The organism is Pseudomonas sp. Tav-5-1A (genome assembly GCF_055755055.1).
The window spans coordinates 5,394,285-5,415,807 of record NZ_CM146901.1 but is presented as its reverse complement, the minus strand read 5'-3'; the positions used below and the strand labels follow the sequence as shown (position 1 = coordinate 5,415,807).

Sequence of the window (21,523 nt, the reverse complement as noted above, 5' to 3'; positions counted from 1 at the left end):
CAGCGAGCTTTTCGGGCCCCAACAGCTCGCTGGCAAGCCAGCTCCCACAGGTCAGGCGCTGTGCAGGGCCTGGGCGGCGGCCAGCACCGCGTCGACGTGGCCGGGTACCTTCACGCCGCGCCATTCCTGGCGCAGCACGCCATTCTGGTCGATCAGGAAGGTGCTGCGGTCCACGCCCAGGTATTCCTTGCCGTACAGCTTCTTCAGCTTGATCACGTCGAACAGCTGGCACAGGGCCTCGTCCTTGTCGCTGATCAGCTCGAAGGTGAACGCCTGCTTGGCCTTGAAGTTCTCATGGCTCTTGATGCCGTCGCGGGACACGCCGAACACCAGGGTGTTGGCCGCCGCGAAGGCTTCGTGCTGGTCACGGAAACCCTGGCCCTCGGTGGTGCAGCCCGGGGTGCTGTCCTTGGGGTAGAAGTAGATCACCACCTGGCGACCCTTCAGGGCGCTCAGGCTGACCGACTGGCCGCCAGTGGCCGGGGCTTCGAAGTCCGCGACCGGCTGGCCGATTTCAACTGCCATGGGCAAGTCCTTGTCAGATGGGGTTGGTGGGGCGCCAGGGCTCGATCAGCGCGTCCAGGTTCAGGGCGTCGGCGAAGTCCAGGAACTGGTCGCGCAGCCAGCTGATCTGCACGCCAGGCGGCAGGGTCACGGTGAAGGTGGCGTTGAGCATGGTGCCGCCGGTCTGCGGTGCCTGGTAGGTGTCGCAGGTCAGGTTCTCCAGTTCCACGTGGTGGTCGATGAAGAACTGGCACAGCTCGTTGATGATGTCCGAGCGGTACACCGAGCTGACGTAGGCCACGTAGGGCAGCGACAGCGGGCGGGTTTCCAGGGTGGCGCTGCGCACCAGGTTGACGGTGAAGCCGTGCTTCTTGGCCAGCGAGCCGAGGCTGGTTTCCAGGCGCGCCAGGGCGTCCCAGTTGCCCGACACCTGCAGTACCAGGGCACTGCACTCGCCGTGGCGGGTCAGGCGCGAGGTCACCACCGAGCAGCGACTGTCGTGGCTGGCCCGGCACAGGACGTTGGTCAGCTCCATGGGGTTAGGGCCAAGGGCACTGATGACAAGGAATTGTTCGCGAACTGTGGGGGTGGACATGCAGCATTCCTAAAGCGATGAGCGGTCAGTACACAAATGGACATGAAGGCTGGCCCGCGTGACCCCATGGTAGCCGGGCACGATGCCGGCAACGGCGCGCAAAACGCCCGTTGGCAGGGGATCGGCGGCTCAGGATCAGGGGTTTGCAGTGCTTGGAACGCGTTGCAAACCGGACAAACACGCCCACCGGTACCGATCAAAGTCTGAAGGGTAGCGAAAAGCGGCGCCAAGGGGAATGCTCGCGAGGTGGTACTTCGCTTGTGCAAGGCACATGGCCCCAGTACCATTACCGCTCTCTTTTTCCGGCAGGAGCGGTTGCATGATTGCGGGCAGTATGGTGGCACTGGTCACACCCATGGACGCAGAAGGTCGTCTCGACTGGGACAGCCTCAGCAAACTCGTGGACTTCCATCTCAAGGAAGGCACTGATGCCATCGTCGCCGTGGGCACCACCGGCGAGTCCGCGACCCTGGACTACAAGGAACACATCGATGTGATCCACCGCGTGGTCGAGCAGGTGGCCGGTCGTATCCCGGTCATCGCCGGCACCGGTGCCAATTCCACCCGCGAGGCGGTGGAACTGACCCGCAACGCCAAGGAAGCCGGCGCCGACGCCTGCCTGCTGGTGACCCCGTACTACAACAAGCCGACCCAGGAAGGCCTGTACCAGCACTTCAAGCACGTCGCCGAGGCCGTGGACATCCCGCAGATCCTCTACAACGTGCCAGGCCGCACCGCCTGCGACATGAAGGCCGAGACCGTGATCCGCCTGTCCACCGTGAAGAACATCATCGGTATCAAGGAAGCCACCGGCGACCTGCAGCGCGCCAAGGACATCCTGGCCGGCGTCTCCAGCGACTTCCTGCTGCTGTCCGGCGATGATCCGACCGCAGTCGAGCTGATCCTGCTGGGTGGCAAGGGCAACATCTCGGTCACCGCCAACGTTGCGCCGCGCGCCATGCACGAAATGTGCGCCGCTGCCCTGCGTGGCGAGGCCGAGCAGGCCCGCGCCATCAACGAGCAACTGATGCCGCTGCACAAGAACCTGTTCCTGGAAGCCAACCCGATTCCCGTGAAATGGGCACTGCACGAAATGGGCCTGATGCCTGAAGGCATTCGCCTGCCGCTCACCTGGTTGAGCGCCCCTTATCACGAAACGCTGCGTCAGGCCCTGCGCCAGACCGGCGTCCTGGTCTAATTGAGGAAGTACAACGCATGAAGCGATTGGCCGGTCTTTCCGCCCTTGCCCTGGTGATTTCGAGCACCAGCGGCTGCAGTTGGTTGTGGGGCGAGAATGGTTACTTCCGTGACCGTGGCAGCGATTACCTGGAGGCCCGTCAGACGGCTCCCATGCAGACCCCTGAAGGCCTGGCGCTGGACAAGCGCCTGGACCCACTGCTGCCGATCCCGCGCAACGTCGCCGATGAGGCCCAGCGCACCGGCGAGTACCAGGTGCCGCGCCCGCTGCCGCTGCAGGCGTCCCAGGAAGCTACCGACTACACCTTGCAGAAGAACGGCGACGCCCACTGGATCCTGTCCGAGCACCCGCCGGCTGAAACCTGGCCGGTGGCCCACCAGTTCTTCGAGGACAACGGCTTCCGCATCGCCGACGAGCGCCCGCAGACCGGTGAGTTCACCACCGCCTGGCAGCGTTATGACGAGCTGTCGGCGTCCATGGCCAAGCGCCTGCAAGCCTCTGCCGCCAGCGGCGACGGCGAGACCCGCGTGCGCGTGCGCATCGAGCCGGGCGTGCAGCGCAACACCAGTGAAGTCTACGTGACCACCGTCAGCCGTCCTTCGGGCAGCAGCCAGTCGGTCGACTTCCCGAAAATGCCGACCAACGCCGGTGCCGACGTGGCCCTGGTGGACGAAATGCTTGCCAGCATGACCCGCAGCGCCCAGAAGGGCGGCTCGGTGTCGCTGCTGGCTGCGCGTGACTTTGACGCCCCGAGCCGCGTGGCCCTGAGCGAAGACGGCAGCGGCAACCCGGTGCTGAACGTGGGCACGGACCTGGACCGCGCCTGGTCCAGCGTTGGCCGCGCCCTGGACCACGGCCAGTGGAAGGTGGAAGACATCAACCGCAGCCTGGGCCTGTACTACATCAACCTGGCGGAAAAACCCGTCAAGAAGGATGACAAGCCAGGCTTCTTCAGCCGCCTGTTCGGCAGCGAGCCGAGCAAGGAAGAGATCGAGGCACGCGCCGAGCGCTACCAGGTTCGCCTGAGCAAGGTGGGTGACAACATCCAGGTTACCGTCGAGAAGAACATCAATACCGTGGCACCGGCCGATGTGGCCCGTCGCGTGTTGAGCGTGATCCAGGACAACCTGGGTTAAGTGCGCTTCGCCATTCTCGGTAGCGGCAGCCAAGGGAATGGCACGCTGGTGGTTCACCAAGGCACCTACGTGCTGGTCGACTGCGGTTTCTCCCTGCGTGAAACCGAACGTCGGCTGGCCCGCCTGGGCGTCAGCCCCGAACAATTGAGCGCCATCCTGGTCACCCACGAACATGCCGACCACGTGCATGGCGTGGGTTTGCTGTCGCGGCGCTACAATATTCCGGTGTACCTGAGCCGCGGCACCCACCGCGCCCTGCGCAAACCCGTGGAACCCACCGGTTTCGTGGCGTGTGGCGACGTGCTGGAAGTCGACGCACTGAAGATCAACGTGGTGGGCGTGGCGCACGATGCGCTGGAGCCCACCCAGTACGTGTTCAGCGATGGCCAGCGGCGCCTCGGCGTGCTGACCGACCTGGGCTCGTACTGCGGGCGTGTCATGGACAGTTACCAGGGCCTCGATGCGCTGGTGATCGAGTCCAACCATTGCCGCGACCTGCTTGCCCGGGGCCACTACCCGATGTTTCTGAAACAGCGGGTGGGCGGCTCCCTGGGACATTTGAACAACCACCAGGCCGCGAACCTGGTGTCGGAGCTGGGCTGGCAAAACCTGCAACACCTGGTGCTGGCCCACCTCAGCAGCAAGAACAACCTGCCGCAGCTGGCCCGGCAATGTTTTGTCGACACCCTGGGGTGCGACCCGGACTGGCTGCAACTGGCCGATCAAGATGCAGGGCTCGACTGGCGTGAAATCGCCTAGCCCATCTACTTAGCAAGCGGAGCCCATCATGGAAAAACGTGAAGAACTCTACCGTGGCAAAGCCAAATCGGTTTACAAGACCGACGACGCCGACCGCCTGATCCTGCTGTTTCGCAACGACACCTCGGCGTTCGACGGCAAGCGCATCGAACAGCTGGACCGCAAGGGCATGGTGAACAACAAGTTCAACGCCTTCATCATGCAGAAGCTGGAAGAAGCGGGTATCCCTACCCAGTTCGACAAGCTGCTGGGCGACAACGAGTGCCTGGTGAAGAAGCTGGACATGATTCCGGTCGAGTGCGTGGTGCGCAACTACGCCGCCGGCAGCCTGGTGAAGCGCCTGGGCGTGGAAGAAGGCCTGAAGCTGAACCCGTACACCTTCGAGCTGTTCCTGAAGGACGACGCCAAGGGCGACCCGTTCATCAACGAGTCCCACGTGGTTGCGTTCGGCTGGGGCACCGCCGAGCAACTGGCGAAGATGAAAGAGCTGTCGCTGAAGGTCAACGAAGTGCTGAACAAGCTCTTCGACGACGCCGGCCTGCTGCTGGTGGACTTCAAGCTGGAATTCGGCCTGTTCCACGGCCAGATCGTCCTGGGCGACGAGTTCAGCCCTGACGGCTGCCGCCTGTGGGACAAGGACACCAAGAAAAAAATGGACAAGGACCGCTTCCGCCAGGGTCTGGGCGACGTGATCGAAGCCTACGAAGAAGTCGCCAAACGCCTGGGCGTGCCGCTGTAATTCGGCAAGCTCACGCAAGCGTTTGATACCACGCAAATTTTTTTCAAAAAAGGTTTCGCCTTTTTAGAAAACGCTGGTATCATGCGCGCCACTGGAGAGATGCCGGAGTGGCCGAACGGGACGGATTCGAAATCCGTTGTACTGGCGACAGTACCTAGGGTTCAAATCCCTATCTCTCCGCCATATATCGAAGAGCCCCGCAGCTGAGAAGCTGCGGGGTTTTTTGTTTGTGCGTTGTTTTTGTGTACCCGCTGTCTGGCCTTACAATCAGGAACAATCGATTGATTGACCCGGTGCCTGGTGATACCTATCCTGCACGTATCCCGCCCATGGCTGTAAGCGGTCCTACCTATCCTGGACTTGCCGACCCCATGGGCGTTTTGCTATCTGGAGGAAATGGATGCCTACCGCAGTATTGGTTGATGGCGCGTATTTTATAAAAAGATTCCGCCGAATCGAGCCGCAGAATGCCTACAACGCCGAACGGGCTGCAGATCTGGTGCATCGCTGGGCAATCTCCCATTTAAGCAAATCGCAATCCAGGTCGATTGGCAGCGCACCGGAGCGAAGCCTCAAACAGGAGCGGCGGGAGCTATACAGAATATTCTTCTACGATTGTCCGCCGCTGGACATCAAGCACCACAATCCAATTTCGAAGCGTGCCGTGGACTTTTCAAAGTCCAAGGAAGCATTGTTCCGCAAAGAGTTGCACGCCCGCCTGCGCAGCAAGCGGAAGCTGGCGTTGCGACTCGGCCACCTGTCCAAAGGCGTGAAGTGGACCATAAAGCCTGACAAGATCTCTGCGCTCCTGAAGGGTGAGATCCAGATCGCGGATTTGAGCGCAGAAGACGTTTCCATGGGAACCCGGCAAAAGGGTGTGGACATGCGTATAGGCGTTGATGTTGCTTCGCTTTCATTTAAAAAGCAGGTTGACCAAATTGTGCTCGTAGCAGGTGATGCCGACTTCGTCCCGGCTGCCAAAATGGCTCGCCGGGAAGGTGTTGACTTCATTCTCGATCCTATGTGGCAAAGCATTCCTGAAGGGCTGATGGAGCATATCGATGGGTTGCGCTCCACATGCCCCAAGCCAGTCCTCAGGGCAAAAGAAATGCAGCTGTAGCATCTCGCCGCTGCTGTCAGGCTACATGCCCGTCATGAAATTCGCGTGATGATGTTCTCCGGCGATTGCCCGAGCGCCTGGCAAAGCACCATGAATTCAATCACATCCAGGCGCCTGTCGCCGTTCTCTACCTTCGCAATGAAAGACTGCGGTCTATCGAGCAGCGCCGAAACCTGCGCCTGTGTCAGTCCGGCCGTTTTTCTGGCCTCCACCAGCAGCATGAGCAGCTGCTGGTACCGTTCCTTGTAGATGGTTTTCATGAGATTGCCGATTCGGGGAGTCGACACCTTCAATAAACCTATTTTAGGATTATCCCAAAACGGGATATTTGGTTTAGGATAGACTCTCAACGTATCTCAGGCAGAGAGGATCAGGTCATGGACCGCCAAGCCCCCCGTTTCCCCCGCACCCCACGCCCATTTAAACGCCCACCCGCCGCCCGCTCGATCAAACGCAAGCCCGGCACCCGGATGTCGCCCCGCTGCTTCAATTCCCGCCAACGCATTGTCGATGCGTTGCACAGCTTCCTGCTCGACGGCTGGAAGCAACTGCCCGAACGCAACCGTCGGCTGCTGGGGCTGGATCCCCGGGCTGGCGAGCTTCATCACGAAGAGGCGCTGACCTACCTGGCGTACATCTTCATCGATTGTGCCAACCTGACCCTGGACAGGGCCGTGGCGGCAAAGCGCGCACGGGCGGCCCAGCACCCGTAGCAGCTGCCGCAGGCGGCGTCAGGCTGCATGCAAGGTATGCCTGGCCCACCGCGGCGCCAATGACGCGGCCTGCGGCCGCTGCTATAGGGGGGCGTTGTAGCCGCTGCCGCCAGGCTGCGCTCGCCCGCGAGTACGCTGAAGATTTTCAGTGTGGACCAAGGCCAGTGCAGCCTACGGCAGCGGCTGCAAAGCCTGTCGCGGCAATCTCAAGTTGGCGCTGTCGCGGCCAAGACCGTCTCCTACGGATGACCTCAAGGCGAACGCCGCTGGCGCTACGGTCTTTGGGGGGGATGAAAGACGGTGGTCGCTGTGCCGGAAGTGCTTGGCTGTGCCGTCAATTGCAAGCCCAGCGCACCGATAACCTTCAACACGGTGTCGTATCGAGGTTTTGCGCCTTCCTGCAGCGCTTTATACAGGCTTTCCCGGCTCAATCCGGTCTCCTTCGCCAACTGTGTCATCCCTCTTGCCTTGGCGACTTGCGACAAGGCTTTCAAAAACGCGTTTGGGTCAGCCTCTTGCAGGCTGGCGGAGAGGTAGGCGCTGATGGTTTCGTCGTTATCCAGGTAGCGTGACGCTTCGAACGGGATTGTGCTGGATTCGGCGATGGAGATGATTGGCATATCTTCCGGATCAAAAGGCTTGGATTTAGCCATGTGGCTGCTCCTGGAGTTCGGCCAAGATAAGTTTGGCTGCTTTTATGGCGCGGTGTTGATCGGCCTTGTCGCTGCCATTGAGCAGCATGTAAAGGATTGTGCCGAAGCGGGCAAAATAGATCCTGTAGCCCGGCCCCACAAATACGCGCATTTCGCTGATTCCTGGGCCGACAGATGCGCAGTCGCCCCAATTGCCGTTTTCTGCCTGCTCTATGCGTCTGATTATGACACCTCTGGCATTACGGTCCTTCAGGTTGGAAAGCCAGGAATCGAACTGTATTGTCGTCCTTATCGTGTATTGACTCATCAGCTTTTACTGTATCCGAACGGCTACGCCTTTGTCGATCGTTTGAGCGCATGGGAGGCGAGCGGGGCGAGGGTGGTTGAAGCAGGGGACTTTATGAGCAGGCGTGAGGGGATGTAGTGGTCTAATGAAACCGGACACCCATTTAGGCGAGAATGCTCGCCACAGAGAGGTGTCTGATGACCAAGCAACGTCGTACCTTTACCCCTGAGTTCAAGCGCGAGGCTGCGTGCCTGGTGCTCGATCAAGGCTACAGCCATACCGAGGCAGCCCGTTCGCTTGGGCTGGTTGAGTCGGCCTTGCGTCGTTGGGTGAACCAGCTCCAGCAAGAACGTGGCGGTGTCACCCCGACCAGCAAGGCGTTAACACCTGAGCAGCAAAAAATCCAAGAATTGGAAGCCCGAATCAATCGTCTGGAACGGGAAAAATCGATCCTAAAAAAGGCTACCGCGCTCTTGATGGCCGAGGAACACGAGCGCTCGCGTTAGTCGATCGGCTTCGCTCCGAGGAGCCGGTTGATCTATTGTGCTCGGTATTTGAAGTCACCCGATCTTGCTACTACGCATACCTTCGAAAACGCCGATCCCCTGATGCCGAACGGGTGATTTTGCGCAGCCGCGTCAACGAACTGTTTACCCAAAGCCGAAGCGCTGCGGGCAGTCGAAGCATCATGCTGATGATGAAAGAGGACGGCATGCAAATCGGGCGATTCAAGGTACGTAAGTTGATGCGCGAGATGAACCTGATCAGCAAACAACCGGGCTCTCATGCCTACAAAAAGGCCACCGTGGAGCGACCCGATATCCCGAACGTACTTGATCGAGAGTTCAGCGTGGCATCCCCCAACAAGGTCTGGTGCGGTGACATCACGTACGTTTGGGCCGAAGGTCGATGGCACTATCTGGCAGCGGTGATCGATCTTTATGCCCGCCGGGTCGTAGGCTGGGCGTTCTCAGTCAAGCCTGACGCTGAGCTGGTGATCAAGGCATTGGATATGGCCTATGAGCAGCGTGGCCGGCCTCAGAATGTGCTATTTCACAGCGATCAGGGCAGCCAATACGGCAGCCGGAGTTTCCGCCAAAGACTATGGAGATACCGCTTCACGCAGAGCATGAGTCGGCGCGGCAACTGCCACGACAACGCGCCGATGGAGCGGCTATTTCGCAGCCTGAAAACTGAATGGATACCGACGGTGGGCTACATGAGCGCCGCGTTGGCTAAACAAGATATCGGTCGTTTTCTGATGGAACGGTACAACTGGCGGCGACCGCATCAATTCAACGAAGGATTAGCGCCTGCCGTTGCCGAGGAAAAACTTAACGCAGTGTCCGGGATCAGTTGACCACTACAGGATGTCGTTAGGACAGTGGCTATTTTGGGGTGGGACCTTTCTGAGTCGGCGCTGCGCAATCTAAGTGCCTCTGAAAAATTGGGGTGAGCCTGGCTCACCCCATAGGTTGAGTCACGCTTTGGGCTCCCATCTATTAGCCCGCCCAAACGTCCCGAAATCATTAAACCGCACCCCGTTCTCCCGCATCGCCCGGTACGCCGCCGGCACGCTCAACTGGCGGATGTAAAACGGCTCCATCACCACGAAATGGTGAATCACGTGGGTGCCGCCGAAGTTGCAGCAGAACGCCTGCAGCGGCCACAGCCACCATGGGTTGAGCACCTGCACTTGCTGGGTAAGGTCCTTGGGGTTTATATCGCCATAGTAATGAATGTTCGAGGTGATGAAGTTCAGGCAGAAGTTGCGCAGGATGTTGGGGGCGATAATGATCACTACCACAGTATCGAGCCATTGCATGGCATTCAGCGATGAGGTGGAGAAGTGGAACGGTAGTGCAGATAAATCACCGATGCCCTGAATAAGGTGAAAACCGAGGAATACATACCAGGCTGCCCACGTCAGTGCGGTGAGGGGTAAATAGGCTTTCAAGCCAGTATCGAGCAGCTGTTTGCGTTCACGCCATGTCTTGGCACGCGTAACCATCACTGCCGCGCCAATCATCAGGTCGCTGACCATTAGCCCTCGCAGTATTCCCCAAGGTGTGCCATTGGACAGGGTCAGCTCTTCAAGGTCGGTCTCGGTGCCCGAAGCCTTGTGGTGGTTGATGTGCAGCTCCCGCCGCACCCAGGGGTTGATGGCCGTGGGGCGGGTTAGCCAGGACAGCGCCATCATCAGGTGCTGCGCCACGGGCCGACTGCGGAAGTAGAGGCGGTGGAGCAGGTCATGCTCCAGTTCGTGGGTGAACGAGGTGAAGAACGCGTTCGCGATGATGCAGGCCCACCAGGGTATATACCCGCCCAGATAAAGCCCCGCGGTGCCTGCTATCGCCGCCACGGCAGCGAGCAGCACGCTGGCCCCCAAGGCGTCCTGATGATTCAACAGCGGATGGCGGCGGCGTAGTTCCGCACACTGCGCCATGATGCGTTGGCGGATATCAAAGATCCGCAAGTTGATATCAGTGGTGCGTTCTATTGTTGCGTGCATGATGCATTACCTCATCGTGCAGGAGGGGCAGATAAAATTTAATTGTCAGAAAATGAGTAATGGCGCACATTATTTTCAATGCACCATTACTGTTATTTAGCGGCAGGTTAAAGTGTTGCGGTGGGTTTCGTATATGTTTATTTTGGAATGATTAAACTAACCATTGAGTCTGTTCGGGTTATTTCAAATAGGGGTGTCTTGAGGCAAAAGTTGCACGAGGCCGGCAAGACGCCCCGGCAATCCTGGCCTACCTTTTTACCCGTGTGGCAATCGGCCGCGGCCAGCATTGCTGGTGGCTGTATGGTGGCAATATGGTGTGACCCCGCAGGCGTTCCAGCGGTCCCACACCCGGGCCAAACGCGCGGTTTTCATGGGGTGCACACCCTCTAGAAAATTCCGCCCATGCCGATAGCCCACGTATTGGATAGCCCCCACGGGCTCATATTCACTCCCCTGACGGGATCGCGAATGCTGGCGTACAACCAAAAATCGTTTCTTATCGTCGATGACTTCTCCGACTTCCGCAGCTCGGTGCGTTCCATGCTGCGCGAGCTGGGCGTGAAGGACGTGGACACGGCGGACACCGGCGAACAGGCGCTGAAGGCGTGCGCGCAGAAGCGCTACGACTTCGTGCTGCACGATTTCAACCTCGGCGACGGCAAGAAGAACGGCCAGCAGGTGCTCGAAGACCTGATGCTGGACAAGCTGCTCAGCCACGAGAGCGTGTTCATCATGGTGACCGCCGAGAACAGCCAGGCCATGGTGATGAGCGCCCTGGAATGGGAGCCCGACGCCTACCTGACCAAGCCGTTCAACCGCGCCGGCCTGGCCCAGCGCCTGGAGAAGCTGGTGCAGCGCAAGACGCTGCTCAAGCCGATCCTGCAGGCGCTGGACAAGAAGCTGCCGATGGAGGTGTTGGCCGCCTGCACGCGTCTCACTCAGGAAGACGCCCGCTACGCGCCGCTGTGCCACCGCTACAAGGCAGAGGCGTTGCGTGACCTGAACCAGCATGAGCCGTTGGAGGCCTTCCTCAAGACCATCCTGGCCGACCGCCCGACGCCGTGGGCATTCGGGTTGCTGGGCAGCCAACTGTTCAAGCGCAAGAAGCTGGCCGAAGCCCAGGACGTGTACGAGCGCGCGCTGAAGACCTTCCCCATGCTGCCGGCGCTGTACGACGGCCTGGCCGAGGTGCTGGTGGCACGCAACGACGGCAAGCGTGCGCAGCAGGTGCTGGAAGACGCGGTGAAACTATCGCCGCTGGCCGTGCGCCGGCAGAGCCTGCTGGGCAAGCTGGCCATGGAGAACCAGGATTTCGACACCTCGTCCCGTGCCTACCGCCAGGCGGTCAACCAGGGCCAGTATTCGCGCTTCAAGAACCCGGAAACCAACCTCGGCTTCGCCCAGGCGCTGATCAACAAGGGCGGCGATGCCGGCCTCGACGCACGCAGCCGCGTGGAGCTGAACCAGACCCTGATGGACGTGGCCAAGGACAACGGCGACGACCAGGGCATCCAGGTGCGCACCCGCCTGATCAAGGCCACCAGCCTGCAGCGTTCAGACCCGGAGGCCGCGGCCAAGCTGGTCGAGGAGGCCGTGGGCCGCCTGCAGGACATGGACCAGTTCCTCAGCGCCGAGGCCGCCCTGTCGGTGGCCGCGCAGTTGCAGAACCTGGGGCAGGCCGACGCCGGCGTGGGCGTGCTCAAGAGCTGCGCGGAAATTTATGGCGACGACCCGGCGGTGATGCAGAACATCGCCAAGCAGACCGATGACCCCGCGATCCTGGGGGCCAACAAGGTGGCCATCGACGTCAACCAGGAGGGCGTGCGCGCCTACCGCGAAGGCCGCTTCGCCGAGGCCCAGGCGCTGTTCCGCAAGGCCATGGCCCTGCAGCCGAAGAACATCAGTATCGCCCTGAACCTGGCCCAGGGCCTGCTGCACGCCAAGGGCGTGCCGATTACCGCGGCGGGGTTGGCCGAGTGCCGCGAGGCCCTGCGGATGGTAGGCCACATGCCCGAGAGCGACGCGCGCTTCGAGCGCTATCAGAAACTGCGTAACAGGGCGTTTGGTGCATGAGTGACGACAAGGCAAGTCTGGATTTCTCCATGGTCATCGCCTCCATCGTGCATGACATGAAAAACTCCCTGGCTTCGGTGATGACCGCCCACGGCAAATGGTCGCAAAGCCTGCCGCCGGCCCAGCGCGAAAACGCCGAGCGCGGGGTGATCGACTACGAGTTCGCCAACCTCAACGGCATGATGGTGCAGCTGCTGGGCCTGTACAAACTGGGCGTCAACCAGCTGCCCTTGCGCCCCGAATACCACGAGATGGACGATTTCATCGAGTCGCAGCTGGCCTGGCACCAGGAAGTGCTGGCCAGCCGCGGCATCAGTGCCAGCTATGACGTGGACGTGCTGTGCCCGCTAGGCTTCTTCGACCGCGAGCTGGTGGGGTCGGTGGTCGCCAACGTCATCATCAACGGCATCCGCTTCGCCCGCGAGGCCATCCATATCACCGCAGCCGAGGAAGACGGCCAGCTGGTGATCAGCGTCAACGACGACGGCCCTGGCTACCCACCGGCCCTGATCGAGTCGCAGTCGGCCTACGTGCAGGGTATCAACCCGGTCAGCGGCAGCACTGGCCTGGGCCTGTACTTCGCCGCGCGCATCGCCGAGCGCCATGAGCGCAACGGCGTGCTGGGCCACGTGCAACTGAGCAACGGCGGCAGCCTGGGCGGCGGCAACTTCAAGCTTTACCTGCCCTGATCAGGGGCGCTCGTACAGCCGCGCCTCGGTGTCGCCCACCACCTTCTGGTCGACCTTGCGCCATTGGGCGGGTATCGAGGCGAAGTCGTCGACGTCGCCAGTGCCGCTGATCAGCCATACCCGCTGGTGGTCGGCGGGCAGCTGCTGCAGGGCGTCGACGTAGATGTGGTCGGCGCGCTCGTCCACCAGGTTGCCGAAGCCGTAGTCGGTGGGGCGGCCGGAACTGCCGTCGGGCTTGGCCGGGGTGTACAGCAGCGGCTCGGTGTCGGTGGTGTTGTAGTACAGGTAGCCGAAATACCAGAACAGGTCGCTGACCACGATGCGGTCGCCGGGCTGGAAGCGCTGGTTGACGAAGTCCACCATCTTGTCGAACTGATCATCGTCCACGTCATAGTTGCGCTGCAGGCCTACGCCCTGCAGGGCTACGTAGGCCAGCACCGCGACCATCGCCAGGGGCCGCGAATGGCGCGCCAGGCGGTCGGCCGCCACGCCCAGCACCAGCGGCAGGGCCAGCGCCGAGAACATCATGTAGCGGTCCACCAGCAGCGGCGTCTTGAACGAGATGAGGAAGATCAGCAGCAGCGGCAGCACGCAGTAGATCACCAGCATCGACGGCAGCCGCAGGGCGTGGCGGTCGGTGCACAGCACCCAGAACACAATGGCCGCCAGCAGCACCGGCACGCTGATGAACAGCGCCACTGGCAGGTCGAAGCCGTCGCTGAGGATCAGGTACTGCCACACCATCGACGGCAGCGAACCCAGGGTCACCGCGCCAATCCAGCCGACATCGTTGCCCGCTTCCAGCTCGGGCAGATGCTGCACCAGGCCGACCAGGCTGGGAATCCACGGTGCGTACAGGACGACGATGGCGACGTTGGCCAGCCACCACGCCGGGCGCTGCACCAGGCGGTTGCCATGGCCGCGCAGCAGCGCCAGCCACGCCCAGTGGGCCAGCACGCACAGGCTGGTGAAGTAATGGGTGTAGAAACTGGCGGCCATCAGCAGCGCGTAGATCACCAGGTAGCGATGCCGGTGCGGCTGCCTGGCCCAATGCACCAGCGCCAGGGTGGCGCCCAGCAGCCACATGCCCATCAGCGGGTACATGCGGATTTCCTGGCTGTAGTGCACGGCAATCGGCAGCAGCGCCAGCATCACTCCGCCCAGCAGCGCCGCCCGCCGGCCAGCCGTCAACTGCAGCAGCCATACGCCCAGGCCCACGCTGGCGATGCCGGGCAGGGCGCTGATGACGCGAATCGAGAACATGCCGTTGCCGAACAGCGACATCCAGCCATGCAACACCAGGTAATAGAGCGGCGGGTGCACGTCGTGGGCGGCGTGCAGCCAGATCTGCGCGGGGTCGTACTGGCTGATCACCAGGCTCGAGCCCTCGTCGCACCAGATCGCCGAGGCGGTCAGCTGGTACAGCCGCGCCACCGTGGCCAGCAGCATGATCGGCCAGAACCACAGGCCGGCGGGGGCGTTGGCCAGCTTCTGCAGCCAGGGATTGCGGGGCAGGCGGTGCAGCTCGGTCAGCGGATGGTCATTCTGGGCGGTCATCTTTCCTCCATCCGGGAGACTACAAAGATCGCGCCGGTTTGTTCTTTTGGTGAGGGGTATCGTAGCAGCCGGCAGGAGGGTTGTGGATGGGATTGCGTCGGCGCCCACCTACTACCAAAGCACCCCCTCCATCCCCCCCAAAGCACCATTCTTCCCCCGCCGCCCCGCGCCTAGCATTGACCTCGCACACAGCTCGCCTGATGAACCGCAACCTCGGCCCGGCCCTGGGCCAACCACAATAAAAGAGGATCAATCATGAGCAGCACCTTCTTCATTCCCTCCGTGAACATGATGGGTATCGGCAGCCTCGACGAGGCGGTGGTGGCCATTCGCAAGTATGGTTTCCGCAACGCCCTGATCGTCACCGACGCTGGCCTGGCCAAGGCCGGGGTGGCTGCAAAAGTGGCCGCCTTGCTGGCCGAGCAGGACATCAACGCCACCGTCTTCGACGGCGCGCAGCCCAACCCTACCGTGGGCAATGTCGAGAAAGGCCTGGCCGCGCTGAAGCAGTCGCGCAGCGATTTCATCATTTCCCTGGGCGGTGGCTCGCCTCACGACTGCGCCAAGGGCATTGCCCTGTGCGCCAGCAATGGCGGCCACATCAGCGAATACGAAGGCGTGGACCAGTCGGCCAAGCCGCAGTTGCCGCTGATCGCCATCAATACCACGGCCGGCACCGCCAGCGAGATGACCCGGTTCTGCATCATCACCGACGAAGCACGCCACGTGAAAATGGCCATCGTCGACCGCAACGTTACGCCGCTGCTGTCGGTGAACGACCCGGCGCTGATGGCCAAGATGCCCAAGGGCCTGACCGCTGCCACCGGCATGGACGCGCTGACTCATGCTGTGGAAGCGTACGTGTCCACCGCCGCCACGCCGATCACCGACGCCTGCGCCCTGAAGGCGGTGGAGCTGATTTCCGCCAACCTGCGCACCGCCGTGGCCCAGGGCGAGGACATGACCGCGCGGGAGAACATGGCCTACGCCCAATTCCTGGCCGGCATGGCGTTCAACAACGCCTCCCTGGGCTACGTGCACGCCATGGCCCACCAGTTGGGTGGCTTCTACGACCTGCCCCACGGCGTCTGCAACGCGGTGCTGCTGCCCCACGTGGAAAGCTTCAACGCCAGCGTGTGCCCCGGCCGCCTGAAGGACGTGGCCACCGCCATGGGCGTCGACACCCAGCGGCTGGACAACGAAAAGGGTGCGGCCGCCGCCATCGCCGCCATTCGCCAACTGTCGGCCGACATCGGCATCCCCCGTGGCCTGGCCGAGCTTGGTGCCAAGGCCGACGACATCCCCACCCTGGCGGCCAACGCCATGAAAGACGCGTGCGGCTTCACCAACCCGCGCACGGCGAGCCAAGGTGAGATCGAGGAGATTTTCCGCACGGCGATGTAAGAGGAAGGCACCGTTCTACGTAGCAGCGGCCCCAGGCCGCGTCCCGGGCACCGTGGTGGCTCGGACGCGGCCTGGGGCCGCTGCTACGGGGGAGGGGAAGTCAGGCTTTGTCGAAGCCGTTGCCGGCGCCCTGGGTGCCGGGGTATTCCAGCTGCTGGACGATGCGGTCCTTGGCCAGCAGGCGTTTTTCCTTGAGCTTCTTCACATCGTCGTCCGGCGCGGCGGCGGATTCGGCCTTCAGCACGTCTGCATCGATGGCGTGGTAGTCGTCCAGCAGCTTGCTGAGCCTGTCATCGCCTTTCCTGCGGGTTTCGACCTCTTCGCGTGTAAGTTTCAAGTCCTCGAACAGATTGTGTTTGACCGGCATGTTCGTCATCTCCGCAGGGGTAGTGGGCCTAGGTTGAGACTTCTAGAGAATAGCCTCGATTCACAGGTACGACCCCGGCAGGGGGCCAGGTGTTTCAAAAACACTACAACGACGCAGGCAGTCGCGAAGCACTGAAGCAATCGACAGACCTTCATTTCGTGACATTTTTTTCACAATGGGTTGACCGGACTTTAACTGGTCCACCCTTAACGTACAGGCCTACCTTATCCCTTCGGGAAGTTGCGCTTCATGCCTTTGCCACCCTCGACCCCTGCTGAGCGCGACCTCTCCCTGGCCCTGGGCCGCCCCGCGCCTGCCAGCCTGGGCGCGCGCCTGGCGTACTGGCGCGAGGCGCAGCTGGTGCGCCATTCGCTGCATTCGGCGGGCGAGCCGGGGCTGGTGCTGGACCTGCCGTGCGGCGGTGGGCGGTTCTGGCCGGTGCTGACCGAGCACGCCAACCGCGTGATCCTGGCGGGCGGCCACAACGCCGAAGGCCTGGGGCGCGCCATGGGCGCCTTCGACCCGGCGCTGGCGGCGCGCATCACGCCGCTCGAGGCGTCGGTGGACGCCATCACCCTGGGCAGCAACGCCGTCGATTGCATCTTCTGCATGGGCCTGTTCCACCGCGTGTCGGACAACGAGCAGCGCCTGGGCATCCTGCGCGAGTTCCACCGGGTCAGCCGCGACACGGTGATCATCTCCCTGTGGGTGGACGGCAACTACCGTGCCTGGCGGCGCCGGCGCATGGAGCAGCGGCGTGCGGGGCCGGCGCGCCAGCACCGCTTCGTGGTGGCGCGGGCGCAGATCGAGCACGAGTTTCGCCAGGCAGGTTTCGAGATAGTGGCCCATCATGACCTGATCCCCGGCATCGCCATGTGGCGCACCTACGTGCTGCGCAAGGGTTGAAAGGTCGCTTCCTGCATCGATGGAATGCCCAGTAAACGTCGGGGTCGATATATACTGCGCGCCATTCTTCAGGGGAGAGCCTTGTGGCCATCGATATTCACTGGATTCGCGACGACGACAGCCTGGCCCGGCAATGCGCCGAGTGGCAGCGTCTGCCGTACGTTGCACTCGACACCGAGTTCATGCGGGTCGACACCTTTTACCCGATAGCCGGCTTGATCCAGATCGGCGATGGCGCGTGCGCGTGGCTGATCGACCCATTGACCATCACCCAGTGGCAGCCCCTGGCCCAGCTGCTGGAAAACCCCGACGTGATCAAGGTGGTGCACGCCTGCAGTGAAGACCTGGAGGTGCTGCTGCGCCTGACCGGCAGCCTGCCCGCGCCCCTGTTCGACACGCAACTGGCCGCCGCCTACCTGAACCTGGGCTTCTCCATGGGCTACTCGCGCCTGGTGCAGGCGGTGCTCGACATCGAGCTGCCCAAGGGCGAGACCCGCTCCGACTGGCTGCAGCGCCCGCTGTCCGAGACCCAGGTGAGCTACGCCGCCGAAGACGCGGTGCACCTGGCCGAGGTCTACGAAAAGCTGCGCCCGCAGCTGTCCGACGACAAGTACGCCTGGGTGCTGGAAGACGGCGGCGAGCTGGTCGCCCAGCTGCGCCGCGAAGTGGACCCCTACGAGGTTTACCGCGAGGCCAAGCTGGCCTGGAAGCTGTCGCGCCAGCAGCTGGCCGTGCTGCGCGAGCTGTGCGCCTGGCGCGAGCGCGAGGCCCGCGCCCGCGACCTGCCGCGCAACCGCATCGTGCGCGAGCATTCCCTGTGGCCCCTGGCCCGCACCCAGCCGGATAACCTGGCAGCCCTGGCCAAGATCGAGGACATGCACCCGCGCACCGTGCGCCAGGACGGCGAGTTCCTGCTCAAGCTGATCAAGGACGCCGGCAGCGTGCCGCCCGACCAGTGGCCGCCGGCCCTGCCCGAGCCTCTGCCGCTGGAAGCCGCCGGCATCCTCAAGCAGCTGCGTGCCATCGGCCAGGCCGAAGGCGAGCGCCTGGGCATTGCCCCCGAGGTAATGCTGCGCAAGAAGACCCTGGAAGCGCTGCTCAAGAGCGGCTACCCCAACGGTCCCTATCAATTGCCCGACACACTGCGCGGCTGGCGTCGCGAGCTCATGGGCCCGGCCCTGCTCCAGGCCCTGGCCAGCGCAGGAGAGACACCATGAAACGCATTTGCTCCATCTACAAAAGCCCGCGCAAGAACGAGATGTACCTCTACGTGCTCAAGAGCGACGCCCTGGCCCGCGTGCCCGAGGGCCTGCTGACCGTGTTCGGCAAGCCCGTGCACGCCTTCGACCTGGTGCTGAGCCCCGAGCGCGCCCTGGCCCGCGAGGACATCACCCAGGTGCTGGCCAACCTCGACAGCCAGGGTTACCACCTGCAGATGCCGCCGCCCGAAGAGGAATACATCGAGCACCTGCCCGAAGAGCTGTTGCGTCGCAACGATCCGGTCTGACCGCTACACCCCGCAGTCGCGCCTGGCGCAGGTGGGGTTTTCAAGGGTTTTACTAGCATGCGTGTTCTGATTGCCGAACAGGATCATGCCCTTTACGCACGGTTGTTGCGTGAAGCGGCGCCCGAGCTGGACGTGCTGACCAGCGGCGACTCCGCCGAACTGTCGAAGCTGGCTGCCGATTGCCCGGTGTGGCTGGGCCAGCCCGACCTGCTGGCCACGCTGTTGCGCCAGGGGCACAAGCCCCAGTGGCTGCAGTCGACTTGGGCGGGCATTACGCCGCTGCTGATGCACGGGCTGCCACGCCATTACCGCCTGACCCGCGCGGTGGGCATCTTTGGCCAGGTGATGGCCGAGTACATGCTGACCTACATGCTGGGCCACGAGCGCGAGGTCATGGCGCGACTGGTCAGCCAGGTCGAGCGCAAGTGGGACCCACGCCCTGGCCACAGCCTGGAAGGCCGGCGGGTGCTGATCGTTGGCGCCGGTGACATCGGCCAGCGCGTGGCCGAGTTCCTGCGGCCGTTTGGCGTGACCCTGTATGGCATCGCCAGCAGCCCGCGGCAGCAGGCACCGTTCGTCGAAGTGCTGGGCATGGAGGCGCTGGGCGAGAAGGTGGGGCAGGTGGACTACGTGCTCAACCTGCTGCCCGACACCCCGGCTACCCAGGATATCTATGACGCGGCGCTGTTCGCACGCTTCAACCCCGAGGCGTTGTTCATCAACGCCGGGCGCGGCGTGGCGGTGGTCGATGCCGACCTGGTGGAGGCGTTGAAACAGGGGCACCTGGCCGGTGCAGTGATCGATGTGTGCCGGCAGGAGCCGCTGCCGCAGCGTCATCCGTTCTGGACGGCCTGGGGCCTGTTGCTGACCGGGCACAGCTCGGCGCCCACTTCGCCGCAGGCGATGGTGCGGTTGTTTGTCGAGAACCTGGCGGCGTACAACGGCAAGCAGCCGTTGCGTGGTGAGGTGGACTTCACCCGCGGGTATTGAGTGGCTGCGGACGCGGCCTGGCGGCCGCTGCTACAGGCCGCCAGGCCGCGTCCGCTTCACACTGCTTAAAGGGTGAAGTCACCTTCAGCGGCCAGCTCGCTCAGCGGGCGGCGCGGGCTTGGGGTTTCACGGGCTTGCAGGTGCTCGGCCAGGCTGGCCTTGTCGCCCAGCTTGCCGATGGCAATGGCCGCATGCAGCTCGTAGCCTTCCGGTACTTTCAGTTCCTTGCGGGTCAGTTCCTTGTCAAAACCGGCCATGCCGTGAGTGTGCCAGCCGCTCAGGCTGGCCTGCAGCGCCAGGTGGCCCCAGGCCGAACCGGTGTCGAAGGTGTGCCACAGCGCCGGGGTTTCCTCGCTGGCGCCCGGGGCGGTGAAGGTGGTCTTCGAGATGATGACCACCAGCGCCGAGGCGTGCTGCGCCCAGCTGCGGTTGAACTCGTTCAACAGGCCCAGGTAGCGTTCCCAGTTCGGCGTGCCGCGGCGCGCGTACAGGAAGCGCCATGGCTGCGAGTTGTAGGCCGACGGCGCCCAACGTGCAGCTTCGAGGAAGCTGAGCAGGGTTTCCTCGGAGATGGTCTCGTCGCTGAAGGCGCGCGGTGACCAGCGGTTGATAAACTGCTCGTTGATGCCGAGCTCGGCAATACGGGGGTTGGCACTCATGGACGCTTCCTGTGAAGTGTGCGGAAAACAGCGAAACTACTGCGCCACGGGCCCGGCTGACAAGTGAAGTGTTGACCGGATGTCGTCCGCGCTTGGCCTGGGGCCCGCGCGGCACTAGACTGGCGGCGTTTTCCATCGGCTGCCGGTGGAAATGAATTCAGAGACAGGAAAACCGCTCCATGCCCGCAAACGTCGATCGCTTCTGGCTGACCAAGACCCTCGACCAGCTCAACCCGGTTGAATGGGAGTCGCTGTGCGACGGCTGTGGCCTGTGCTGCCTGCAGAAGCTCGAGGACGAGGAAGACAACAGCGTCTACTACACGCGCATCGCCTGCCAGTTGCTGGACCTCAAGACCTGCCAGTGCACCGACTACCCCAACCGCAAGGCCAAGGTGCCGGACTGCATCCAGCTGACGCCGGGGCAGGCGGACGAATTCAAATGGCTGCCGCCGACCTGCGGCTACCGCCTGGTCAGCGAAGGCAAGGACCTGCCCAACTGGCACCATCTGGTCAGCGGCGACCGCAAGAAGGTGCACAAGAAGCATATCTCGCAGTCCGGCCGGATGATCAGCGAGAAGGACGTGGACGAGGATGACTGGGAAGACTACCTGATCTTCCGCGCCGGCTGACGTGTACGCTGGGCATTCGTGGTGTTCATGACGGCCAGCGCAGCCTGCGGCAGCGGCTACACCACCCGTAGCCGCTGCCGAAGGCTGCGCTGGCCATCACCTGCACGGAAAATCCCCAGCGAGGTGGGTGTCAGGCCTTCGGAGACTTGAGTTCGGTGTCGCCGGTGATGGTCGCAGTCTTGGTGGCCTTCACCGCGTTTTCCTGCAGCTTGCTCAACTCTTCCCCGGCCCGTTCGATCTTCGCGCGCACGCCATCGAACTCCTGGCGGCTGTGCTCGATCAGCGCCTTGGTGGCGCTGTGGCCGGTGAGGCCGCGGGCCAGGGCCACGCCGCCGATGGCCACCTGGATCAGGCCGAACAGCCCGCCGCGGCGCAGCCCCTTGCCCACCATGACGATGCCGGTAGCCACCGACCCTGCACGTTCCCAGCCATGCACGTTGTGCTCGGCGGACGGGGTAGGGCGGGCGATGGTGTCGAAGACTTCCAGGTGCTGGTTGTCGCTCATGATGCTTCTCCTGATGGGCGCT

The 21,523-nt window shown here is 62.8% G+C and carries 25 protein-coding genes and 1 tRNA gene; 16 read left to right on the top strand and 10 right to left on the bottom strand.

All coding sequences use genetic code 11. The features are described 5' to 3' along the window. Window positions 1–51: 51 nt before the first annotated feature. Both AC0J42_RS24925 and AC0J42_RS24920 read right to left on the bottom strand, forming a co-directional pair. A complete protein-coding gene (locus AC0J42_RS24925) occupies window positions 52–525 on the bottom strand; it encodes a peroxiredoxin (protein ID WP_473004314.1) in 474 nt (157 codons plus the stop codon). A 13-nt stretch (window positions 526–538) separates the two neighbouring features. Next, window positions 539–1,099 carry a glycine cleavage system transcriptional repressor gene (locus AC0J42_RS24920; RefSeq protein ID WP_416426556.1) on the bottom strand — a complete coding sequence of 187 codons (561 nt, stop codon included), beginning with the start codon at window positions 1,097–1,099 and terminating at the stop codon, window positions 539–541. A 319-nt stretch (window positions 1,100–1,418) separates the two neighbouring features. On the opposite strand from AC0J42_RS24920, the gene dapA reads away from it, so the two are divergent. From dapA to AC0J42_RS24890, 6 genes are all read left to right on the top strand, one after another. After that, window positions 1,419–2,297, top strand: coding sequence for a 4-hydroxy-tetrahydrodipicolinate synthase (gene dapA / locus AC0J42_RS24915; protein ID WP_416426555.1), 879 nt, complete (start codon window positions 1,419–1,421; stop codon window positions 2,295–2,297). 17 nt (window positions 2,298–2,314) lie between these two features. Beyond that, on the top strand, window positions 2,315–3,433 hold the full coding sequence (gene bamC / locus AC0J42_RS24910) for an outer membrane protein assembly factor BamC (protein ID WP_416426554.1): 1,119 nt from the start codon (window positions 2,315–2,317) through the stop codon (window positions 3,431–3,433). Beyond that, window positions 3,434–4,192: an MBL fold metallo-hydrolase gene (locus AC0J42_RS24905; protein ID WP_416426553.1), complete on the top strand. Its 759-nt coding sequence runs from the start codon at window positions 3,434–3,436 to the stop codon at window positions 4,190–4,192. It abuts the gene before it with no gap. A 28-nt stretch (window positions 4,193–4,220) separates the two neighbouring features. After that, a complete protein-coding gene (gene purC, locus AC0J42_RS24900; protein ID WP_416426552.1) occupies window positions 4,221–4,931 on the top strand; it encodes a phosphoribosylaminoimidazolesuccinocarboxamide synthase in 711 nt (236 codons plus the stop codon). Window positions 4,932–5,024: 93 nt separating this feature from the next. Further along, window positions 5,025–5,114: transfer RNA gene (locus tag AC0J42_RS24895), tRNA-Ser, on the top strand. A gap of 217 nt (window positions 5,115–5,331) precedes the next feature. Further along, a complete protein-coding gene (locus AC0J42_RS24890; RefSeq protein WP_473004312.1) occupies window positions 5,332–6,051 on the top strand; it encodes an NYN domain-containing protein in 720 nt (239 codons plus the stop codon). 32 nt (window positions 6,052–6,083) lie between these two features. Here the strand turns inward: AC0J42_RS24890 and AC0J42_RS24885 are convergent, their stop codons facing one another. Beyond that, window positions 6,084–6,311: a helix-turn-helix domain-containing protein gene (locus AC0J42_RS24885; protein ID WP_473004311.1), complete on the bottom strand. Its 228-nt coding sequence runs from the start codon at window positions 6,309–6,311 to the stop codon at window positions 6,084–6,086. A gap of 117 nt (window positions 6,312–6,428) precedes the next feature. On the opposite strand from AC0J42_RS24885, the gene AC0J42_RS24880 reads away from it, so the two are divergent. Next, on the top strand, window positions 6,429–6,764 hold the full coding sequence (locus AC0J42_RS24880; protein ID WP_473004310.1) for a hypothetical protein: 336 nt from the start codon (window positions 6,429–6,431) through the stop codon (window positions 6,762–6,764). A 272-nt stretch (window positions 6,765–7,036) separates the two neighbouring features. Here the strand turns inward: AC0J42_RS24880 and AC0J42_RS24875 are convergent, their stop codons facing one another. Then, window positions 7,037–7,417: an addiction module antidote protein gene (locus AC0J42_RS24875; protein WP_473004309.1), complete on the bottom strand. Its 381-nt coding sequence runs from the start codon at window positions 7,415–7,417 to the stop codon at window positions 7,037–7,039. Then, window positions 7,410–7,724: a type II toxin-antitoxin system RelE/ParE family toxin gene (locus tag AC0J42_RS24870; protein ID WP_473004308.1), complete on the bottom strand. Its 315-nt coding sequence runs from the start codon at window positions 7,722–7,724 to the stop codon at window positions 7,410–7,412. The genes AC0J42_RS24875 and AC0J42_RS24870 overlap by 8 nt, the downstream gene beginning before the upstream one ends. A gap of 176 nt (window positions 7,725–7,900) precedes the next feature. On the opposite strand from AC0J42_RS24870, the gene AC0J42_RS24865 reads away from it, so the two are divergent. Next, window positions 7,901–9,063, top strand: a protein-coding gene (locus AC0J42_RS24865) for an IS3 family transposase (protein WP_473002671.1) whose coding sequence is annotated in 2 segments (ribosomal slippage) — window positions 7,901–8,156 and window positions 8,156–9,063 — 1,164 coding nt in all. Because the reading frame shifts where the segments join, the coding sequence is not laid out codon by codon here. A gap of 120 nt (window positions 9,064–9,183) precedes the next feature. On the opposite strand, the gene AC0J42_RS24860 is transcribed toward AC0J42_RS24865, so the two are convergent. Then, a complete protein-coding gene (locus tag AC0J42_RS24860; protein WP_473004307.1) occupies window positions 9,184–10,215 on the bottom strand; it encodes a fatty acid desaturase in 1,032 nt (343 codons plus the stop codon). A gap of 468 nt (window positions 10,216–10,683) precedes the next feature. On the opposite strand from AC0J42_RS24860, the gene AC0J42_RS24855 reads away from it, so the two are divergent. Both AC0J42_RS24855 and AC0J42_RS24850 read left to right on the top strand, forming a co-directional pair. Further along, entirely contained in the window at window positions 10,684–12,288 is a 1,605-nt protein-coding gene (locus tag AC0J42_RS24855) for a response regulator (protein WP_473004306.1), read from the top strand. Next, a complete protein-coding gene (locus AC0J42_RS24850) occupies window positions 12,285–12,977 on the top strand; it encodes a sensor histidine kinase (RefSeq protein ID WP_416426545.1) in 693 nt (230 codons plus the stop codon). The genes AC0J42_RS24855 and AC0J42_RS24850 overlap by 4 nt, the downstream gene beginning before the upstream one ends. Here the strand turns inward: AC0J42_RS24850 and AC0J42_RS24845 are convergent, their stop codons facing one another. Continuing rightward, the gene (locus AC0J42_RS24845; protein ID WP_473004305.1) at window positions 12,978–14,534 is read right to left on the bottom strand and encodes a glycosyltransferase family 39 protein; all 1,557 of its coding nucleotides are present in this window, start codon (window positions 14,532–14,534) and stop codon (window positions 12,978–12,980) included. Between the two features lie 255 nt (window positions 14,535–14,789). Between AC0J42_RS24845 and yiaY the strand changes: the two genes are divergently transcribed. After that, window positions 14,790–15,938, top strand: coding sequence for an L-threonine dehydrogenase (yiaY, locus tag AC0J42_RS24840; RefSeq protein WP_473004304.1), 1,149 nt, complete (start codon window positions 14,790–14,792; stop codon window positions 15,936–15,938). Between the two features lie 100 nt (window positions 15,939–16,038). Here the strand turns inward: yiaY and AC0J42_RS24835 are convergent, their stop codons facing one another. Then, complete coding sequence (locus AC0J42_RS24835; protein WP_416426536.1) at window positions 16,039–16,305, bottom strand: hypothetical protein; 267 nt, start codon at window positions 16,303–16,305, stop codon at window positions 16,039–16,041. Between the two features lie 255 nt (window positions 16,306–16,560). Here AC0J42_RS24835 and AC0J42_RS24830 point away from each other — a divergent pair, with 255 nt between their 5' ends. From AC0J42_RS24830 to AC0J42_RS24815, 4 genes are all read left to right on the top strand, one after another. After that, a complete protein-coding gene (locus AC0J42_RS24830; protein ID WP_416427460.1) occupies window positions 16,561–17,211 on the top strand; it encodes a class I SAM-dependent methyltransferase in 651 nt (216 codons plus the stop codon). Window positions 17,212–17,294: 83 nt separating this feature from the next. Then, window positions 17,295–18,428 (top strand): ribonuclease D, encoded by a 1,134-nt coding sequence (gene rnd, locus AC0J42_RS24825; RefSeq protein ID WP_473004303.1) that lies wholly within the window; start codon window positions 17,295–17,297, stop codon window positions 18,426–18,428. Continuing rightward, entirely contained in the window at window positions 18,425–18,718 is a 294-nt protein-coding gene (locus tag AC0J42_RS24820; RefSeq protein ID WP_416426533.1) for a YcgL domain-containing protein, read from the top strand. Before rnd ends, AC0J42_RS24820 begins: the two co-directional genes overlap by 4 nt. A 57-nt stretch (window positions 18,719–18,775) precedes the next feature. Further along, a complete protein-coding gene (locus AC0J42_RS24815) occupies window positions 18,776–19,708 on the top strand; it encodes a D-2-hydroxyacid dehydrogenase (protein WP_416426532.1) in 933 nt (310 codons plus the stop codon). 65 nt (window positions 19,709–19,773) lie between these two features. On the opposite strand, the gene AC0J42_RS24810 is transcribed toward AC0J42_RS24815, so the two are convergent. Then, window positions 19,774–20,367 carry a nitroreductase family protein gene (locus AC0J42_RS24810; protein ID WP_473004302.1) on the bottom strand — a complete coding sequence of 198 codons (594 nt, stop codon included), beginning with the start codon at window positions 20,365–20,367 and terminating at the stop codon, window positions 19,774–19,776. Window positions 20,368–20,546: 179 nt separating this feature from the next. Between AC0J42_RS24810 and AC0J42_RS24805 the strand changes: the two genes are divergently transcribed. Next, window positions 20,547–20,996, top strand: coding sequence for a YcgN family cysteine cluster protein (locus AC0J42_RS24805; protein WP_416426530.1), 450 nt, complete (start codon window positions 20,547–20,549; stop codon window positions 20,994–20,996). A gap of 130 nt (window positions 20,997–21,126) precedes the next feature. Here the strand turns inward: AC0J42_RS24805 and AC0J42_RS24800 are convergent, their stop codons facing one another. Beyond that, the gene (locus tag AC0J42_RS24800; RefSeq protein WP_416426528.1) at window positions 21,127–21,501 is read right to left on the bottom strand and encodes a YgaP family membrane protein; all 375 of its coding nucleotides are present in this window, start codon (window positions 21,499–21,501) and stop codon (window positions 21,127–21,129) included. Window positions 21,502–21,523 lie beyond the last annotated feature (22 nt).

Coding starts and splice junctions, on each gene's coding strand:
- AC0J42_RS24845 (WP_473004305.1), bottom strand. CDS start 14,534: ATGACCGCCCAGAATGACCATCCGCTGACCGAGCTGCACCGCCTGCCC.
- AC0J42_RS24925 (WP_473004314.1), bottom strand. CDS start 525: ATGGCAGTTGAAATCGGCCAGCCGGTCGCGGACTTCGAAGCCCCGGCC.
- AC0J42_RS24860 (WP_473004307.1), bottom strand. CDS start 10,215: ATGCACGCAACAATAGAACGCACCACTGATATCAACTTGCGGATCTTT.
- AC0J42_RS24875 (WP_473004309.1), bottom strand. CDS start 7,417: ATGGCTAAATCCAAGCCTTTTGATCCGGAAGATATGCCAATCATCTCC.
- AC0J42_RS24820 (WP_416426533.1), top strand. CDS start 18,425: ATGAAACGCATTTGCTCCATCTACAAAAGCCCGCGCAAGAACGAGATG.
- AC0J42_RS24800 (WP_416426528.1), bottom strand. CDS start 21,501: ATGAGCGACAACCAGCACCTGGAAGTCTTCGACACCATCGCCCGCCCT.
- AC0J42_RS24815 (WP_416426532.1), top strand. CDS start 18,776: ATGCGTGTTCTGATTGCCGAACAGGATCATGCCCTTTACGCACGGTTG.
- AC0J42_RS24810 (WP_473004302.1), bottom strand. CDS start 20,367: ATGAGTGCCAACCCCCGTATTGCCGAGCTCGGCATCAACGAGCAGTTT.
- AC0J42_RS24805 (WP_416426530.1), top strand. CDS start 20,547: ATGCCCGCAAACGTCGATCGCTTCTGGCTGACCAAGACCCTCGACCAG.
- AC0J42_RS24870 (WP_473004308.1), bottom strand. CDS start 7,724: ATGAGTCAATACACGATAAGGACGACAATACAGTTCGATTCCTGGCTT.
- dapA (WP_416426555.1), top strand. CDS start 1,419: ATGATTGCGGGCAGTATGGTGGCACTGGTCACACCCATGGACGCAGAA.
- purC (WP_416426552.1), top strand. CDS start 4,221: ATGGAAAAACGTGAAGAACTCTACCGTGGCAAAGCCAAATCGGTTTAC.
- AC0J42_RS24890 (WP_473004312.1), top strand. CDS start 5,332: ATGCCTACCGCAGTATTGGTTGATGGCGCGTATTTTATAAAAAGATTC.
- AC0J42_RS24850 (WP_416426545.1), top strand. CDS start 12,285: ATGAGTGACGACAAGGCAAGTCTGGATTTCTCCATGGTCATCGCCTCC.
- AC0J42_RS24920 (WP_416426556.1), bottom strand. CDS start 1,099: ATGTCCACCCCCACAGTTCGCGAACAATTCCTTGTCATCAGTGCCCTT.
- AC0J42_RS24855 (WP_473004306.1), top strand. CDS start 10,684: ATGCTGGCGTACAACCAAAAATCGTTTCTTATCGTCGATGACTTCTCC.
- AC0J42_RS24835 (WP_416426536.1), bottom strand. CDS start 16,305: ATGCCGGTCAAACACAATCTGTTCGAGGACTTGAAACTTACACGCGAA.
- bamC (WP_416426554.1), top strand. CDS start 2,315: ATGAAGCGATTGGCCGGTCTTTCCGCCCTTGCCCTGGTGATTTCGAGC.
- yiaY (WP_473004304.1), top strand. CDS start 14,790: ATGAGCAGCACCTTCTTCATTCCCTCCGTGAACATGATGGGTATCGGC.
- AC0J42_RS24880 (WP_473004310.1), top strand. CDS start 6,429: ATGGACCGCCAAGCCCCCCGTTTCCCCCGCACCCCACGCCCATTTAAA.
- AC0J42_RS24885 (WP_473004311.1), bottom strand. CDS start 6,311: ATGAAAACCATCTACAAGGAACGGTACCAGCAGCTGCTCATGCTGCTG.